15 protein-coding genes and 2 pseudogenes are annotated in these 17,468 nt (G+C 72.1%); 10 read left to right on the top strand and 7 right to left on the bottom strand.

Annotated elements, in window-relative coordinates; genetic code table 11:
- Positions 1-3 precede the first annotated feature (3 nt).
- Both U5640_RS39350 and U5640_RS39355 read right to left on the bottom strand, forming a co-directional pair.
- On the bottom strand, positions 4-885 hold the full coding sequence (locus U5640_RS39350) for a fumarylacetoacetate hydrolase family protein (protein WP_340384008.1): 882 nt from the start codon (positions 883-885) through the stop codon (positions 4-6).
- Positions 882-1,316 carry a RidA family protein gene (locus U5640_RS39355; RefSeq protein ID WP_340384009.1) on the bottom strand — a complete coding sequence of 145 codons (435 nt, stop codon included), beginning with the start codon at positions 1,314-1,316 and terminating at the stop codon, positions 882-884. The genes U5640_RS39350 and U5640_RS39355 overlap by 4 nt, the downstream gene beginning before the upstream one ends.
- A 181-nt stretch (positions 1,317-1,497) precedes the next feature.
- On the opposite strand from U5640_RS39355, the gene U5640_RS39360 reads away from it, so the two are divergent.
- The 4 genes from U5640_RS39360 to U5640_RS39375 are packed head-to-tail and all read left to right on the top strand — an operon-like array spanning position 1,498 to position 6,997.
- Positions 1,498-1,980 carry a cupin domain-containing protein gene (locus tag U5640_RS39360; protein ID WP_340384010.1) on the top strand — a complete coding sequence of 161 codons (483 nt, stop codon included), beginning with the start codon at positions 1,498-1,500 and terminating at the stop codon, positions 1,978-1,980.
- A complete protein-coding gene (locus tag U5640_RS39365) occupies positions 1,977-2,885 on the top strand; it encodes an acyl-CoA thioesterase domain-containing protein (RefSeq protein WP_340384011.1) in 909 nt (302 codons plus the stop codon). Before U5640_RS39360 ends, U5640_RS39365 begins: the two co-directional genes overlap by 4 nt.
- Positions 2,886-2,927: 42 nt before the next feature.
- Complete coding sequence (locus U5640_RS39370; protein ID WP_340384012.1) at positions 2,928-4,604, top strand: AMP-binding protein; 1,677 nt, start codon at positions 2,928-2,930, stop codon at positions 4,602-4,604.
- A gap of 11 nt (positions 4,605-4,615) precedes the next feature.
- On the top strand, positions 4,616-6,997 hold the full coding sequence (locus U5640_RS39375; protein WP_340384013.1) for a bifunctional salicylyl-CoA 5-hydroxylase/oxidoreductase: 2,382 nt from the start codon (positions 4,616-4,618) through the stop codon (positions 6,995-6,997).
- Positions 6,998-6,999: 2 nt separating this feature from the next.
- On the opposite strand, the pseudogene U5640_RS39380 reads toward U5640_RS39375, so the two are convergent.
- From U5640_RS39380 to U5640_RS39390, 3 genes and pseudogenes are all read right to left on the bottom strand, one after another.
- Positions 7,000-7,191: pseudogene (locus tag U5640_RS39380) on the bottom strand (amidohydrolase); the annotation flags it as partial.
- A 170-nt stretch (positions 7,192-7,361) separates the two neighbouring features.
- Positions 7,362-8,231: an SDR family NAD(P)-dependent oxidoreductase gene (locus tag U5640_RS39385; RefSeq protein ID WP_340384014.1), complete on the bottom strand. Its 870-nt coding sequence runs from the start codon at positions 8,229-8,231 to the stop codon at positions 7,362-7,364.
- A gap of 120 nt (positions 8,232-8,351) precedes the next feature.
- Complete coding sequence (locus U5640_RS39390; protein ID WP_340384015.1) at positions 8,352-8,924, bottom strand: TetR/AcrR family transcriptional regulator; 573 nt, start codon at positions 8,922-8,924, stop codon at positions 8,352-8,354.
- 180 nt (positions 8,925-9,104) lie between these two features.
- Between U5640_RS39390 and U5640_RS39395 the strand changes: the two genes are divergently transcribed.
- Both U5640_RS39395 and U5640_RS39400 read left to right on the top strand, forming a co-directional pair.
- Positions 9,105-9,422 (top strand): hypothetical protein, encoded by a 318-nt coding sequence (locus tag U5640_RS39395; protein ID WP_340384016.1) that lies wholly within the window; start codon positions 9,105-9,107, stop codon positions 9,420-9,422.
- Positions 9,423-9,525: 103 nt separating this feature from the next.
- A pseudogene (locus U5640_RS39400) lies at positions 9,526-10,044 on the top strand (alpha/beta fold hydrolase); the annotation flags it as partial.
- A gap of 265 nt (positions 10,045-10,309) precedes the next feature.
- Here the strand turns inward: U5640_RS39400 and U5640_RS39405 are convergent.
- Entirely contained in the window at positions 10,310-10,765 is a 456-nt protein-coding gene (locus U5640_RS39405) for a MarR family transcriptional regulator (protein ID WP_340384017.1), read from the bottom strand.
- A gap of 59 nt (positions 10,766-10,824) precedes the next feature.
- Between U5640_RS39405 and U5640_RS39410 the strand changes: the two genes are divergently transcribed.
- A complete protein-coding gene (locus tag U5640_RS39410) occupies positions 10,825-11,658 on the top strand; it encodes an alpha/beta hydrolase (RefSeq protein ID WP_340384018.1) in 834 nt (277 codons plus the stop codon).
- Positions 11,659-12,484: 826 nt separating this feature from the next.
- Here U5640_RS39410 and U5640_RS39415 read toward each other — a convergent pair.
- Positions 12,485-13,141, bottom strand: coding sequence for a CBS domain-containing protein (locus U5640_RS39415; RefSeq protein WP_340384019.1), 657 nt, complete (start codon positions 13,139-13,141; stop codon positions 12,485-12,487).
- A 313-nt stretch (positions 13,142-13,454) separates the two neighbouring features.
- Here U5640_RS39415 and U5640_RS39420 point away from each other — a divergent pair, with 313 nt between their 5' ends.
- The 3 genes from U5640_RS39420 to pflA all read left to right on the top strand — a co-directional run bounded on the left by U5640_RS39420 (position 13,455) and on the right by pflA (position 17,467).
- Positions 13,455-14,333, top strand: a complete 879-nt coding sequence (locus U5640_RS39420) for a carbamate kinase (protein ID WP_340384020.1) — start codon at positions 13,455-13,457, stop codon at positions 14,331-14,333.
- Positions 14,334-14,471: 138 nt separating this feature from the next.
- Positions 14,472-16,733, top strand: a complete 2,262-nt coding sequence (pflB, locus tag U5640_RS39425; protein WP_340384021.1) for a formate C-acetyltransferase — start codon at positions 14,472-14,474, stop codon at positions 16,731-16,733.
- A 5-nt stretch (positions 16,734-16,738) separates the two neighbouring features.
- Positions 16,739-17,467, top strand: a complete 729-nt coding sequence (gene pflA / locus U5640_RS39430) for a pyruvate formate-lyase-activating protein (RefSeq protein WP_340384022.1) — start codon at positions 16,739-16,741, stop codon at positions 17,465-17,467.
- The last annotated feature ends 1 nt before the right edge of the window (position 17,468 follow it).

Genomic DNA, 17,468 nt, shown 5'->3' on the forward strand with positions numbered 1-17,468 from the left:
ACCTTATGTCAGCCGGGTCCGGGTCACGGTGTTGCGCAGTTCGCCGAGGCCGCTCACCCGGGTGACGACGGTGGCGCCGTCGCCCAGGAAGACCTGGGGTTCGCGGGCGCCGCCGATGCCGCTGGGGGTGCCGGTGAGGACGACGTCCCCGGCGCGCAGGGTCATGCCGTGGCTCAGTTCGGCGATGAGCCGGGGGACGGGGAAGGCCATCCGGCCACTGGTCGCGTCCTGGAGGAGGCGGCCGTCGACCTCGCACTGCACCCGCAGGGAGGCGAGGTCGTCGATCTCGTCGGCGGTGGTGAGCCAGGGGCCCAGCGGCATGGTGGCGTCGATGCTCTTGCCCTTGAGCCACTGGCCGCCGTGGGCCCGCTGGAGGTCGCGCTGGGAGACGTCGTTGGCGACCAGGTAGCCGAAGACGTGGTCCAGTGCCTTCTCCTCGGGGATGGAGCGTCCGTCGCGGCCGATGACGAGGGCGATCTCGGCCTCGTAGTCCCACTGCGTGGAGAGGGCGGGGTCGTAGGCGATGGGGTCGTACGGCCCGATGACGGTGTCGGGGCCCTTGGTGAAGAAGGTCGGGTGCTCGGGCAGGCTCACCGGGTCCTGGCCCCCGCGCTTCCCGCGGGACTCCTCGAAGTGGTCGAGGTAGTTCCAGCCGGTGCACAGGATGTCGCGGCGGAAGCGGCGCAGCGGCGCCTCCAGCCGGACGTCCGACAGCGGCAGCGACGTACCGCGCGCGGCACGGGCCGCGTCGAGGGCCTCGGGGCCGCCGCGCACGATGTCGTCCACCGTGCCGATCTCCGGCGGCAGCACGGTGATCGTCCGCTCGGGCAGGTGCACGGCGCCGGCCCGCCGCGCGCCGTCCAGGGTGAAGGAGGCGAGTCTCATACGGCGGGCCCCTGCGACCGCGGGGCGACGAGCCGGTCGTCCGGGATCACGGCGACCCCGAGGATCTCGATCACCGCCTCGGGCTGCCACAGCGCGGTGCAGCCGATGCCGGCCATCGCCGGGTAGACCGGCCCGGCGAGCTCGCGCCAGACCTCGCCGATCTCCTTGCCGTGCGCCTGGTAGTCGGGGATGTCGGTGAGGTACAGCGTCACGCTGACCAGGTCCGCCGGCTCACCGCCCGCCGCCCGCAGAGTGGTGAGCAGATTGCCGAACGCCTGCCGGAACTGCGCCACGACACCGCCCGGAACGATCTTCATCTCGGCGTCCAGGGCGGTCTGGCCGCCCAGGTACAGCGTGTTCCCGGCCAGCGTGCCGTGCGAGTAGCCGCTGGGCCGGGGGAGGGAGTCCGGGTTCACGGGGACGGGGGGCATACGGCCTCCGGAGCGCGTCGGTGCTGACTGGACTGGCTGGAGCGGAAAGGGCTGGCCGGGGGCCGGCTGGAGCTGAGGGGCCCAGCGACCGGACCGCATGTATTGACTTTAATTGACGACGGTGAAAAATACGAGACATCGGATCCCGGACCCGACCGCCCGACCGAACGGAGCCCGCGCCATGGAGCCCGACCTCAGCAAGTACCGGCTGGAGGGCGACAACTCGATGTACCGCCTGCCCAGCGGCATCGTCGCCCCCGTCGTCACCCGCGGCGGACTGGAGAACGCGAACACCGCCGACTCGGGCGGCGCCGTCCGGGTCTCCGGCGTGAGCATCCAGCACACCCCCGCCACCCGCCTGTGGTTCGGAAAGGTCAGCAACGAGCCGGGCTACCGCTCCGTCTCCCACCACCACGGCGAGGCCGAGACCGGGGGATACGTGCTGTCCGGCCGGGCGCGGATCTACTTCGGCGACAAGTTCGAGGACTACGTCGACATGGAGGAGGGCGACTGGGTCTTCGTGCCGCCCTTCATGCCGCACGTCGAGTGCAACCTCTCCCGCACCAAGCCCCTGACCTGGATGACGACCCGCACCCCGGAGAACATCGTCGTCAACCTGCCCGACATCGCCGACGCCGAACTGCGCGACTGGCTGGACCGATGACCGGCCCGGCGCCGACCTCGGCCGTCTTCACCGCCGCCGTCACCCTGAAGCCCGCCGAGCCCGAGCACTTCGACCTCGCCTTCACCGCCGTCACCCAGCCCTGCCCCTGGCCCAAGGCCTACGGCGGCGACCTGGTCGCCCAGGCGGCCGCCGCCGCCATGCGGTCCGTCACCGACGGCAAGTCCCTGCACTCGATGCACAGTTACTTCCTGCGCCCGGCCGACATCGGCGCCGAGGTCCGCTACGAGGTGGAGGTGCTGCGCGACGGCCGCGGCTACAGCACCCGCCAGGTGCGCGGCTACCAGAACGGCAAGCCCCTCTACGTCTGCCTCGCCAACTTCGCGGCGGGCGAGGCGGGTGCGGCCTTCCACGCCACCCTCGCCGAGGACGAGGAGGTGCCCGGCCCCGAGGGCCTGCCCACCTCGGCCGAGTACCTCGCCCGGCACGCCGACGCGCCCCTGACCGAGGACGTCAGGAGCTACTGGTCCGGTGGCCGCGGCTTCGACATGCGGCACGTCCCGGGCCCGGTCTACCTCACCGTCGAAGGGGACCGCCTGCCGCACCAGGCGGTCTGGATCAAGCCGTACGACCCGCTCCGCCCCGTCGACGGACTCACCGACGCCGGTCGGGACCTCGCCGCCCTGGCGTACGTCTGCGACTACACCATCCTCGAACCCGTCCTGCGGGTCCTCGACCTGCCCTGGTCCCGACCCGGCCTGGTCACCGCGAGCCTCGACCACGCCATGTGGTTCCACCGCCCCGCCCCGACGGGCGACTGGCTCCTCTACGTCCAGGAGGCGGCCGCGGCCGACGCGGGCCGCGGACTCGGCACCGGCCGCTTCTTCACCCGCGACCGCCGCCACCTGGCCACCGTCGTCCAGGAAGGCATGATCCGCCCCGCCTGACCCGCCCCCGCCCCGGGCGGGATCCCGGAAGGAACACGTCCGTTGACCCCTGCCTTCCCACCCTCCAGACCCCTCGGTCTCGCACCCTCGGCACACGTCGACACCTTCACCCGCGACCATCTGCCGCCCCCGCACCAGTGGCCGGCGATCGAGTTCACCACCCCCGAACTGGCCTACCCGGACCGCCTCAACGCGGCGACCGAGCTGATCGACACGCCCGTCGCCCGGTACGGCCCCGACCGCCCGGCCCTGCGCACCCCGGCCGGGGAGCTGTGGACGTACGGCGACCTGCGCACCCGCGCCAACCAGGTCGCCCAGGTCCTCACCGAGGACCTCGGCCTGACCCCCGGCGGGCGCGTCCTGCTCCGCTCGCCCAACACCCCCTGGACGGTGGCCTGCTGGCTCGCCGTCCTGAAGGCCGGCGGAGTCGTCGTCACCACCATGGCCGCCCTGCGCGTCCGCGAACTCACCCCGGTCGCCGAACGCACCCGGCCCGCCCTCGCCCTGGTCGACCACCGCTGCGCCGACGACGTCCACACCCTGCGCGAGACCGTGCTGCCCTCGCTGACCGTCGTGGAGTACGGCGGCACCGGCCCCGAGGACCTCCTCGCCCGGGCCGCCGCCAAGTCCGGCGAGTTCACCGCCGTGGACACGGCCGCCGACGACGTGGCGCTGCTCGGCCCCACGTCCGGATCCACCGGCGTGCCCAAGATCACCATGCACTTCCACCGGGACATCCTGTCCATCGACAACACCTTCGGCCGCCACACCCTCGGCCTGGTCCCCGACGACCTGGTCGCCTGCACCGCGCCCCTCGCCTTCACCTTCGGCCTCGGCATGCTGGTCGTCTTCCCGCTGCGGGCCGGTGCCTGCGCCCTGCTCACCGAGTCCGCCACCCCGCTCCAGCTCGCCGACCTCGTGCGCGAGCACGGCGTCACCGTCCTCGCGACCGCGCCCACCGCCTACCGGGCCATCCTGCGCGAGGGGGCGGAGGACAGCCTGCGCGGACTGCGCGTCGGCGTCTCGGCGGGCGAGCACATCCCCCGCTCCACCTGGGACGACCTGCACCGCCGTATCGGTCTGAAGGTCGTCGACGGCATCGGCGCCACCGAACTGCTGCACATCTTCATCTCCGCCGCCGGCGACGACATCCGTCCCGGCGCCACCGGCCGCCCCGTCCCCGGCTACCGGGCCGCCGTCCTCGACGTGGACGGCACGGAACTCGGCCCCGGTCAACCCGGACGGCTGGGAGTGATCGGCCCCGTCGGCTGCCGCTACCTCGACGACCCCCGCCAGGAGGACTACGTCCTGGGCGGCTGGAACATCACCGGGGACGTCTTCCACCGGGACGAGGACGGTTACTTCCACTACCACGCCCGCAGCGACAGCATGATCGTCTCCTCCGGCTACAACATCGGCGGCCCCGAGGTGGAGGCCGCCATCGACACCCACCCGGACGTCGTCGAATCGGCGGTCGTGGGCCGGCCCGATCCCGAACGCGGCTCGGTCGTCTGCGCGTTCGTCGTCCTGCGGGACGGCGTCAAGGGCGACGAGAACATGGCCAAGGAGATCCAGGACCACGTCAAACGCGTCCTCGCCCCCTACAAGTACCCGCGTGACGTGCGCTTCCACGGCGCCCTGCCGCGCAACACCAGCGGAAAACTCCAGCGGTTCGCACTCCGCAGGATCGTCGAGGCCGAAAACGCCGACGAGCAGTGAGAGGAACTCCCTTGAAAATCGCGATCATCGGCGGTGGCCCGGGAGGTCTCTACCTCGCGGCCCTGATGAAACAGCTCGACCCCGCCCACGACATCACCGTCTGGGAACGCAACGCCCACGACGACACCTTCGGCTTCGGCGTCGTCTTCTCCGACGAGACCCTCGGCGGCATCGAGAACGCCGACACCGACATCGCCGAGGCCATGTCCCGCCGCTTCGCCCGCTGGACCGACATCGACATCCACCTCCAGGGCGAGAGGCACACCGTGGGGGGCCAGGGCTTCGCCGCCATGAGCCGCAAGGACCTCCTGCACCTCCTCCAGGAACGCTGCCGCACCCTCGGCGTCACCCTGCACTTCTCCACCCCCGCCCCCGACACCGACCGCCTGCGCGCCGCGTACGACCTGGTGGTCGGCGCCGACGGCGTCAACTCCGCCGTACGGGCCGCCCACGCGGACGTCTTCCGGCCCTCCCTGGACCGCCGCCCCAACAAATACATGTGGCTCGGCACGGACCGGGTCTTCGAGGCCTTCCAGTTCTTCGTCGATCAGACGCCGTGGGGCGTCATGCAGGTCCACGGCTACCCCTACTCCGCCACCGGCTCCACCTTCATCGTCGAGATGCACGAGGACGTCTGGCGGCGGGCCGGCTTCGACGCCACCGAGGACGTCGTCCTCCCGCCGGGCGCCTCCGACGACGCGGCGGTGGCCCGCGTGGGGGAGCTGTTCGCCGACGCCCTCGACGGCCACCGGGTGTTCGCCAACAACTCCAAGTGGCTCAACTTCACCACCGTGCGCAACGAACGCTGGCACCACGGCAATCTGGTCCTCATCGGCGACGCCGCCCACACCGCGCACTTCTCCATCGGCTCGGGCACCAAACTCGCCATGGAGGACGCCCTCGCCCTCGCCGCCTGTCTGCACGAACACCCCGACACCGAGGCCGCGCTGACGGCGTACGAGGCCGAGCGCCGCCCCGTGGTGGAGTCCACCCAGCGGGCCGCGCAGGCCTCCCTGGAGTGGTTCGAGAACATCGGCATGTACGTCCACCAGGAGTCCACCCAGTTCTGCTTCAACCTCCTCACCCGCTCCCGCCGCATCACCTACGACAACCTGCGCACCCGGGACGCGGAGTTCGCCGACCGGGTGGACACCGCCTTCGCCCGCGCCCAGGGGCTCGAGGGCACCGCCCCGGCGATGTTCCAGCCGTACCGGATCGGGCAGCTGGAGCTGAAGAACCGGGTCGTCGTCTCCCCGATGGACATGTACTCCGCCGTGGACGGCGTGCCCGGCGACTTCCACCTGGTCCACCTCGGATCCAAGGCGATGGGCGGCGCCGGACTGGTGATGACGGAGATGGTCTGCGTCTCGCCCGAGGGCCGTATCACCCCCGGCTGCACCGGCCTGTGGAACGACGAACAGCGCGCGTCCTGGGCGCGGATCGTGGCGTACGCCCATGAGCACAGCACCGCCCGCATCGGCCTCCAGCTCGGCCACTCCGGCCGCAAGGGCTCGACCCGGCTGATGTGGGAGGGCATGGACGCCCCGCTGCCCGAGGGCAACTGGGAGACGGTCGGCCCGTCCCCGCTGCCGTACGGCGACGGCTCCCCGGTGCCGCGCGAGCTCACCCGCGCCGACCTGGACCGGATCGTCGCGGACTTCGCCGCGGCCGCCCGCCGGGGCGCCGAAGCCGGCTTCGACCTGCTCGAACTGCACTGCGCCCACGGCTACCTGCTGTCCTCCTTCCTCTCCCCGGTCGCCAACCGCCGCACCGACGAGTACGGCGGTCCGCTCGCGAACCGGCTGCGCTTCCCGCTGGAGGTCTTCGACGCCGTGCGCGCCGCCTGGCCGGCCGAGCGCCCCGTGAGCGTGCGCATCTCCGCCACCGACTGGGTGCCCGACGGCACCACCGAGCACGACGCCGTGGAGATCGCCCGCGCCTTCGTCGCGCACGGCGCGGACGCCATCGACGTCTCCTCCGGTCAGGTCACCAAGGACGAGCGGCCCGCCTTCGGCCGCTCCTACCAGACCCCGTTCGCCGACCGCATCCGGCAGGAGGTCGCCGCCGCCACCGGTACGGCCGTCATCGCGGTCGGCGCCATCGCCTCCTACGACGACGTCAACTCGATCCTGCTCGCGGGCCGGGCCGACCTGTGCGCCGTGGGCCGTACCCATCTGTACGACCCGCACTGGACCCTGCACGCGGCGGCCGAGCAGGAGTACCGGGGGCCGGGCGCCGACTGGCCGCAGCCGTTCGCGGCGGGCCGCCGCAGACCGCCGTCCGCGCGCACCGACGCCGTGCGCCCCCGGCTGTCGCTGCTCCGCTCCGACCCCGCCGCCCAGGGCGTCCACCTGCGCTGGATCCCCTCGCGCGCACCGGCCCCGGTGTCCTGAGCGGGGGTGCCCCCCGGGGCGCCGGGGGCGACCCGGTTGATCGCGACATGGACGGCCTGGAGCGGGTCGGGGCTGCTCACCTGCCAGTCGCTGCCCGCGGCGAGCGTCGCCCCCGCCCGCAGCAGATCGCCGAACGGGCACTGCCGGGCGCCACGTTCGGGGCCCAGGAACGGCAGGGTCAGTTCGTCCATCCGCAGGCTGGGCCGCTGCCTGTGCGTGCTGGGCGCCGCCACCGGGGGCCGGTACGCCTCGAACTGATCGACCGGGCGGTGCGGTTGCTGCGGGACACCCCGGCCGAAACCCATCTGACCACCGCCTACCGCAAACTCGGCATCCGACGACGTACGGAACTACCCCGCGCACCTCACAGGGGTGCCAGTTGGCGGCTGAGCCTGAGGACGTTCTCGACGGCCCGGGGGTCCTCGGCGCCGCGTGGCACGGGAACCGGCACGGCCTCGGGCCCGATGAGTATCCCGGTCTGCCCGTCGAGGGAGGCGTCAGTGGCGGCGAGGACGGACGACCGGGCGGCCACGGAGGCAGGAGCGGCCGTGGAGCGTTCGAACTTCCGGCGTACCAGTGGCCACAGAAGACGCAGCGGCGGGGAGACGATCTTCGGTGAGGTCATGGTGCCGTTCGTCATGGCGGTCGCTGCGCCGCCGGGATCCGCGGCGAAGACCGCCACTCCGGTGCCGCGAAGGCTCTCGGCCAGGTAAAGGGTGTAGACGAGGTGGGCGAGCTTGGCCCGGCCGTACCAGTGGAACCCGTAGTAGCCGCCCGGCGGTTCCACGGAGTCGAAGGTGCGCTTGGCGAGGCCGACCGCACCGGAGGTGACGTTGACGACCCGGCTCGGCGCGCCCGCTCGCAACTGATCCAGAAGCAGTTCGGTCAACAAGTAGGGCGAGAGATGGTTGACGGCGAAGGACGCCTCGACACCGTCGACGCTCTGGCGGCGCCGGTCGAACATCGCGCCGACGTTGTTCACGAGCACCCGCAAGGGGCCCTCGGCGGCCAGTCGCGCGGCCAGGGCCCGTACCTCTTCGAGTGAGGCGAGGTCGGCCGCCACGAAGCTGGGCGCCGCTCCGGTCGCGACCGACGCCACTTCCTCGACGGCGCGCGCACCGCGCTCGGCGTTTCGGCCGACGACGGTGACGGCGTACCCGCGCTCCGCAAGCCCTTTCGCCGTCTCCAGGCCGATGCCCCCGGTACCCGCCGTTACCACTGCTCGCGCGCTCATGGATCTGCTCCCTGCATGGCCACAAAGGATCGGATGGCTATCCGTTTTTTCGTGGGCATGCTACAGCAACCGGATTGGTATCCGTTTAATACGAGGTCGCCGGGGACGGCTGCCGCCGTGTCAGCGCGGCGGGCGGAGCCCTTCCAGCAGAACCCCGAGATACAGCTCGCGCGGTTCCCCGTCCCCGGAACGCACCGCGTGCTCCACACCGCACAGCAGGCGGCGCACATCGTCCGCCTCGACACCGCTCCGGATCGTGCCGGACAGCCGGGCCCGGTCGAGCAGAACGGCTACCGCCTCATCGAGCTCGGCCTTCATTTCCGAGGTCTGGGCGCGCGCATCGCCCGCAGACGACAGCACGGTCGCGAAGTCGGGATCGGTCAGCGCGAGGTCGAGCGTGAACCGCAGCAGTCCGCGCAGCCCCTCCAGCGGGTCCTCGGCCGAGGACGCCGCCCGAGCCTGCTCCACCAGTTCCCGGAAGCGTTCCACCGAGAGCGCCTCGATCAGCGCGTGGCGGTCGGGGAAGTGCCGGTAGACCGTGCCGACGCCCACCCCGGCCAGCCGGGCGATGAGGTTCAGCTGCAGCGAGTTGTCGCCACCGGCGATCCGCTCACGCGCGACCTGCAGAATCCGGGCCCGATTGCGCGCGGCATCGGTCCGCAACCGCGCCTCTTTCCCCGATCTCGCCGCCACGTCCCCAGCATAGGCGGGCCCTTGCCGTGAGAGTCATCTGCCCTCCGTCGGCATCCTCCGTACCTTGGGAGGCCTCGGATGGCCCGCCTGCCCGCAGTGTGCGACATCCCGCGCGATTCGTGAAGCGTTCGGACCTCGTCCGACTGATCCACAGTCGGGCTGAAGGCGAGGAGACTCGGGTTGGCGGTGCTGGCGGTGCTGGCGGTGCTGGCGGTCGTACGGGACCTGCGTGAGCACTGGGCGCCCGCGTCGGCGGGGGAGCGGGAGCGGTTCGAGGCCGACTTGCTGTCCGGGTTCGTTCTCGCGCGGGCGTCGGCGGGTCTGGCGGACGGCACCATCCGCGGGGATGTCGGACACCTGGAGCAGATCAGGATCCGGTTCGGCCGGCCACTGCGGGACATGGAGCCCGCAGAGGCCGACGCGCACTTCGGCCAGGTGCGTGCGGAACTCACCCATCGGTACCCGGCTGGAGAGTCGAGTGCCCGCTCGACGAGATGAACCCGCCGCGCGGGGCCAAGGACGTCCAGCTACGGATCCCCCCGACCGAGCCGGAGGCCGCGACGCTGTTCACCGGCTGGGGCGGCGAGCCGGCCCCCTGCCGCTTCTCCCGCTGGTACAGGAGTTCGTGGCCCACGGCTGCCGAGGGGTCGCCTTCGACTTCTCCGGGCACGGCGAAAGCACCGGAAAGCTCAGTGAGTCAAGCCTGCGGCGACGGTTCGAGCAGGCCGTCGCGGTGATCGACGCGTATGGCGGAGCGGAGGGGCCGCTGGTCCTGGTGGGTTTCAGCATGAGCGGGCAGACCGTGGCGGATCTCGTCGCCCACTACGGGGATCGGGTGACGGCGCTGGGGCTGTGCGCGCCCGCCGTGTACACCGCCGAGGCGCGGGACGTGCCCTTCGGGGACGGGAACGGCCGGTTCAGCGGGATCGTCCGGCTGCCGGACAGCTGGCGTGAGGCGCCCGCGCTTCAGGTGCTGCGGGCGTACGAGGGCCGGGCGGTGCTCGCCGTGCCGGGCACGGACACGGTGATCCCGGCCGCGGTGACCGAGGCCGTGCAGGACGCGCTGGCCGCCCGCGCCCAGTACATGCGGTTCGACCTTCCGGACGCGCAGCACCAGCTGAGAGAAGCACGGCCCGCTACATCGGCCGGTTCCTGGGTGAGGACCCGCTCGCGGTGCCGTGGGAGGCGGTGGCGTACTTGAGGACCGGCACGTCAACTTCCTGGGCCGCTATCTGTTCAACATCCAGGCCGGCGGCCCGGACCAGGGGCTACGTCCGCTGCGCGACCCGGACCCCCCGACAGCGACGACGGAGACGAGGAATGGGCGGGGTGATGCCGCCCCGCCCCGCAGCACCGGAACCACCAAGCCGCCGCGCCGAAACCCTTCAGCCTGAACCCGCCCGCCCGGCGGACTCAAGCACCGCGCTCAGAAAGCGACGCACCGTCTCCAACTCGCCCGCGTCGAAACCTTCCGCGGCCACCACCACCTCGCCGATCACCGGCCCGAAGAAGGCCCACCCCAGTTCCACGGCCTTCTCCTCCACCTCCAGCAGCACGCGTCGCCGGTCTGCCGTGTCCCTGCTGCGCTGGACCAGTCCGAGCCGCTCCAGCCGATCCACCAAGGCAGTGGTCCCAGCTGAGTTCAGTCGCAGTTGCTCGCCGAGCCACCCGGGCGTGGCCCGCGTACCGGCGCGTGCCGCGTCCAGCAGGTGGATCAGCGCGCGCACATCGGTGGGATGCAGCCCGTGGCGCGCGGCGAACTCGGCGCCGAGCAGGTCGAACTCCACGGTGACCGCACGCAGCAGGTGAACCAGTCCCATCACGGGGCTCTGATCGTCCATGCACACTCCTCGAAGTCCCGTAATATCTCGCTGGCCGAGATTATCGCCTGGCGAGAGGAATGCTCGTGTCCCTGCCCGCCTTCGACCTTGCCTACGACGAGCTTCGCGCCCGCTGGCCCGAGTCCACCGAGGAGCGCGACGTCGCCACGCCGTACGGGCGCACCCGGGTCCATGTGTACGGATTGCCGGACGGCAGCCCACTGGTGCTGCTGCCCGGCGGCTCTGCCACCGGCCTCGCCTGGTTCGCCAACGCGCCCGCCCTCGGTGAGCGATACCGGGTCCATGCGGTAGATCTGCTGGGCGACGCCGGCCGCACCGAGCGCCGGGGCACACCATTGAAGAACGCCAACGATCTGACGGCCTGGCTGGACGCACTGCTGGACGGCCTCGGGCTCGCCCGCACGCACCTGTGCGGCCACTCGTACGGCGCCTGGCTGGCCGCCAGGTACGCGCTGCACGCACCGCGGCGGGTGGACCACCTCGCCCTCGTCGACCCCACCCAGGTCTTCACCGGATTCCGCCTCGGCTATCTGCTGCGCGCGCTCCCCACCCTGATCCGCCCGAGCGAGGCCCGCGCCCGCGCCTTCCTGGCCTGGGAGACGGCAGGCACACACCCGGACGAGACCTGGCAGCGCCTCTACGCGCTGGCCACCACCGTTCCCGGCCGGAAGCTGGTCACCGGCGCCCGCCCTCGGACCGCCGACCTCCTCATGCCGGTCCTGGTCCTGCTCGCGGAACACAGCCGCGCCCACCACGCCGGCAAGGCCGCCGACCGAGCCCGCCGGATGCTCTCGCAGGGTGAGGTGGCAGTGCTCCCCGGAGCCACCCACCACTCTCTGCCGCTCACCGAGCCGAAGCAGCTGAACGACCGGCTGATGACTTTCCTGGACTGACAATGCCAAATGCTGGCGATCTTCAAGAGACCTTCGTTTTCTGAAGATCACCGTGCGGGGGCCCGCACACCCCCGCACGGCCGTCAAAAACCCTGGCGGGGCCGCGGCGTGCTGCGGCTCTTCGACCGCCGGTCTGCGGGCCGACATCGACGAGGCGGTCACCCGGAGACCGGACCTGGTGGTCGACTGCCCGTCCCTCGGCGCGCAGCAGCGACCGGCGCTGCTGCGGCACAGTCGGGCCGGGGTGGGGCCCGCCTCCACGCGAGTACCGCGTGGACGGCCGCCCGGTGTCGGGCGAGGGCGGCTGGTGGCGGCGGCAGGACCTCAGGGGTGGACGATCGTCCAGTTCGGGACGGTCGGGTTGACGATCTGCGACCTCTGGGCCCCGCCCTCGACGCAGTCCCTGATGAGGAGCCTGTCGGGGTTCCCCGCCACGCTGGTGCCCCCATGTCCAGGCAGGCACCGGGGCTGGCGAAGTTGCGGATCCAGTTGGTGTCCTCGTCCTGCTGGTCGAGCCACCACAGCTGGTTGTCCGCGGTGGTTCCATTGCGGCCGTACGTGACACCGCGCTGGCCGCGGGCTTGGCCCCCGACCCGTTGAGGTCCATGCAGCCCGCCCTTGACCTGGCGTATCCGGAACAGGGCGGTGTCTCCGGGACCGGCCTTCGGTTCCACCACCTCGATGTTCCAGCGTTCGTTCTCCCCGGAGCTCGGGTCGCAGGTCTGCGCCGTGACCAGATCGCCCCGCTCGGGCCCGGCCACGCCCGGGACGTCCGCGCAGCGCTTGACCGCCCGCGACCGACGCCTGGCTGGGAGACGCGTGCGCGTCACCCCGGCCCGCCCTCACCCGGGAGGTCGAACTCCACGTCCACGACGCCCTCGACGGCGCGGATCAGCCGCGCCGCCACCGGGACCAGCGAGGTGTCCCGCACCCGGCCGCCGAGCCTCACCACGCCGTCCCGCACGGCCACCCGCACGCTGGAGCCGGGCAGGGGGAACAGGTAGGCCACGACCTCGCGCCGTACCTCCTCGGCGATCTCCTCGTCGGGGCGGAGGAAGACCATGAGCAGGTCGGCACGGCTGACGACCCCCTGCAGCACGCCCGCCGCGTCGACCACCGGAAGCCGCTTGACCCTCGCCCGGGCCATGGTCGCCGCGGCCTGGGCCAGGGTGGCGTCCGCGTGGACGGTGAGCGCGGGGGAGGTCATCAGCTCCTGCGCCGTCACCGCACCGGCCTTGGCCAGGTCCGCCAGGCGCCGCAGTTGGGTGCTCCGGTCCGGGTCGCTGTCGCGGAACTCCTCCTTGGGCAGCAGATCCGCCTCCGAGACGACGCCGACGACACGGCCACCGCCCTCGACCACGGGCAGGGCGCTGACCTTCCGGTCCCGCATCGTCCGCACGATGTCCTTGAACGCCGTCTCGCGGCCGACCGCGGCGACGGTGCGGGTCATGACGTCACTGACGATGTGCGGGGTGCCGTGCATGGACACTCCTCGGTGGTTCGTCCGACGGCCGGGGCGGCCGGGCCGTCGACGGTGCCGGGAACGGCCTGTTCCGACGGCCGATTCCAGTGTGGGCCCCCGGCCCACGCCCTGCCCAGGGGCCGTCCGGTCCCCGGCCGGGGCCGCTCGGCACGTCGGCGCACCGGCCGGGCCGGGACCATCGGGCCCCCCGCGGGACCTGTGGCCGCTGCCCGGGAGCCGGCCCGGCGCGCGACGATCGGAGCGTCCCCGGCCGGACCGAGAGCCGGCCGCACCCCTTCGACACCGTGCCCGCCGCCCCTGGAGGACCGAAGCCATGCGTATCGTCGTCGCCCTCGGCGGCAACGCCCTGCTGCACCGCGGCGAACGCCCCGAGGCCGCCGTGCAGCAGGCGAACATCGACCGGGTGGCCACCGCCCTGGCCGCCCTCGCCCATGAACACGAACTCGTCCTCACCCACGGCAACGGCCCCCAGCTCGGCCTGCTCGCCGGGGAGAGCGCCGCCGACCCGGCGCTCAGCGCCCCGTATCCGCTCGCTCTCCTCGGCGCCCAGACGCAGGGCATGATCGGTTCCCTGCTGGCCCGCACCCTGCACGACGCCCTGCCCGGCCGTCCCGTCGCCACCCTCATCACCCACACCCTCGTGCGCGCCGACGATCCGGCGTTCGCACGGCCCACCGAGCCCGTCGGCCGGACCGGCCCCCGGGAGACGGCCGGCGCCCGGCGCCGGATGGTCCCCTCCCCGCAGCCGGAACGGGTCCTGGAGACCGAGACCGTCCACCGGCTGCTCGACAGCGGCACCCTGGTGATCTGCGCGGGCGGCGGGGGCGTACCCGTCACCTCCGACCCGCACACCGGCGCCCTGACGGCGGTGGAGGCCGTCGTCGACAAGGACCTCACGGCGGCCCTGCTCGCCGAGGACCTGAAGGCCGACTTCCTGCTCGTCCTCACCGACGTCCCCTGCGTGTACGAGGAGTACGGGACGCCGGAGCAGCGGCCGATCCTCGACGCGACCCCCGCCGAGCTGCGCCGCGCAGAGTTCCCTGCGGAATCCATGGGGCCCAAGGCCGAGGCCGCCGCCCGGTTCGTGGAGCGGACCGGCGGGCTCGCCGCGATCGGGGCCCTGGACGCGGCGTACGAGATCGTGCACGGCCGGTCGGGCACTCTCGTCCGCCCGGACCTCAGGGGCGGCTGACGGCCGCACGCCAGGGGCCGACCGGCCCTTCCCCGTCGGGGCCGCTCGGCCCGGCCGGGGGCGCTGTCCGGCACTCCCCCCGGCGCTCGCGGCGGACGAGCATCGAAGCGCAGGGCACGCACCGAGGAGAGGAACGCGATGACCGCGACCGTGACAGCCGCCGAACGGGTCACCCCGGCCGCCTGGCGAGGCTTCGCCGGGACACGCTGGCGCGAGCTGATCGACGTGCGGGACTTCATCCAGGCCAACTACACGCCCTACGAGGGAGACGCGTCGTTCCTGACCGGCCCCACGGACCGCACGCGCGCCGTCTGGGAGAAGGTGGCCGCGCTGTTCCCCGAGGAGCGGGCGCGGGGCGTCCTCGACGTCGACGCGAGAACCCCCTCGACCATCACCTCGCACGCGCCCGGCTGGATCGACCGGGACCGCGAACTGATCGTCGGCCTGCAGACGGACGCCCCGCTCAAGCGCGCGATCATGCCGAACGGCGGCCTGCGCATGGTGGAGAACGGCCTCAGGGCGTACGGCTACGAGCCCGACCCGTTCGTGACGCAGGTCTTCGGGACCTACCGCAAGACCCACAACGACGGGGTCTTCGACGCCTACACGCCCGAGATGCGCACCGCCCGCAAGGTCGGCATCATCACCGGGCTGCCGGACGCCTACGGGCGCGGCCGGATCATCGGCGACTACCGGCGGGTGGCCCTGTACGGCACCGACCGGCTGATCGAGGCCAAGCGGGCCGAGCGCGCCCGGCTGGACGCCGAGCCGTCCACCGGGGACGTGATCCGCGACCGCGAGGAACTCGCCGAACAGATCAAGGCACTGGGTGAACTGACCCGTATGGCGGCCACCTACGGCTGTGACGTCTCCCGCCCCGCGACCGGCGCGCACGAGGCCGTGCAGTGGCTCTACCTCGGCTACCTCGCCGCCGTGAAGGAACAGAACGGCGCCGCGATGTCGCTGGGCCGCACCTCGACCTTCCTCGACGTCTATCTCCAGCGCGACGTGGACGAGGGGACCATCGACGAGCGGCGCGCCCAGGAGCTGATCGACGACTTCGTGATCAAGCTGCGGATCGTGCGCTTCCTGCGCACCCCGGAGTACGACGCCCTGTTCTCCGGCGACCCCACCTGGGTCACCGAGTCCATCGGCGGCATCGGCACGGACGGCCGCCCGCTGGTCACCCGTACCTCCTTCCGCTTCCTGCAGACCCTTCACAACCTCGGCCCCGCCCCCGAACCCAACCTCACCGTGCTCTGGTCGCCCCGACTGCCCGCCGGCTTCAAGGAGTTCTGCGCACAGGTCTCCATCGACACCAGCGCCGTCCAGTACGAGTCCGACGAGCTGCTGCGGCCCCGCAACGGCGACGACACCGCGATCGCGTGCTGTGTCTCCGCGATGGCGGTGGGCAGGGAGATGCAGTTCTTCGGCGCCCGGGTCAACCTGGCCAAGGCCCTGCTGTACGCCGTCAACGGCGGCCGGGACGAGATGACCGGCGAGCAGGTCACCCCCGCGATGCCCCCGCTGACGGGTGAGTACCTGGACTACGACGAGCTGTCGGCGGCGTACGACCGCGTGCTGGACTGGCTCGCCGAGACGTACGTCGACACGCTCAACGTCATCCACCACATGCACGACAAGTACGCCTACGAGCGTGTCGAGATGGCCTTGCACGACCATCCCGTGCACCGCTTCATGGCCTGCGGCATCGCGGGGCTGTCGGTCGCGGCGGACAGCCTGTCGGCGGTGAAGTACGCGCGGGTGAAGGTGTTCCGGGACGCGACCGGGCTGGCCGTCGACTACCGCACCGAGGGCGACTTCCCGGCCTACGGCAACAACGACGACCGTGCCGACGCCCTCGCCGTCGGGCTCGTGGAAGCCTTCATGGCCAAGGTGCGCCGCCACCCCACCCACCGGGACGCCGAGCACACCCAGTCGGTGCTGACGATCACCTCGAACGTCGTCTACGGCAAGCACACCGGCAACACCCCCGACGGGCGCCGCGCCGGAGCGCCCTTCGCGCCCGGTGCCAACCCGATGAACGGGCGGGACCGGCACGGGGTGGCCGCCTCCGCCCTGTCGGTCGCCAAACTGCCGTACGAGCAGGCCCGGGACGGCATCTCGCTCACCACGACGATCACCCCCGAGGGGCTCGGGCACGACCCGGCCGAGCGGGCCGGCCACCTGGTCGGCATCCTCGACGCCTACATGGCCGTCGGCGGCTTCCACATGAACGTCAACGTCCTCGACCGGGCCACGCTCGAGGACGCGATGGAGCACCCGGAGAAGTACCCGGAGCTGACGATCCGGGTCTCCGGATACGCCGTCAACTTCGTCCGGCTGACGCGTGAGCAGCAGCTCGACGTCATCAGCCGCACCTTCCACGGATCGCTGTGACGACGATGACGACCGGTCGGATCCACTCCTGGGACCTGTCCACCGGCGTGGACGGTCCCGGGACCCGGTTCGTCCTCTTCGTCAGCGGCTGCCCCCTGCGCTGCCTGTACTGCGCCAACCCCGACACCTGGCACATGCGGGACGGCCGGGAGGCCACGGTGGACGAGGTGATGGCGGAGATCGAGAGGTACCGGGCCTTCGTCACCACGGCCGGCGGCGGGGTGACGGTCACCGGCGGAGAGCCGCTGCTCCAGTCGGCCTTCACCGGAGAGGTGTTGCGCCGCTGCAAGGAGGCCGGCCTGCACACGGCCCTCGACACGTCCGGCTTCCTGGGCGTGCGAGCCACCGACGAACTCCTCGCCGACACGGATCTGGTCCTGCTCGACATCAAGTCCTTCGACATCGGCACCTACCGGAAACTCACCGGCGGCCACCTCGCCCCCACCCTCAGCTTCGCGACCCGCCTCGACCGGCTCGGCGTCCCGGTGTGTATCCGCTACGTCCTCGTCCCCGGCTGGACCGACGACGAGGCGGCCGTGGACGGCCTCGGCGCCTTCCTCGCCGGCCTGGACACGGTGGAACGGGTCGACGTCCTGCCGTTCCACAAACTCGGCGCCCACAAGTACGACACCCTCGGCATCCCCTTCCCGCTGGCGGACACCCCGACGCCGGACCGGGACCTCGTCGAACGGGTCCGCGACCGGTTCAGGCGGCACGGCCTGCGCGCGGTGTGAG

It is taken from the genome of Streptomyces sp. SS7, from assembly GCF_037993025.1.
Taxonomy (GTDB): Bacteria; Actinomycetota; Actinomycetes; order Streptomycetales; family Streptomycetaceae; genus Streptomyces.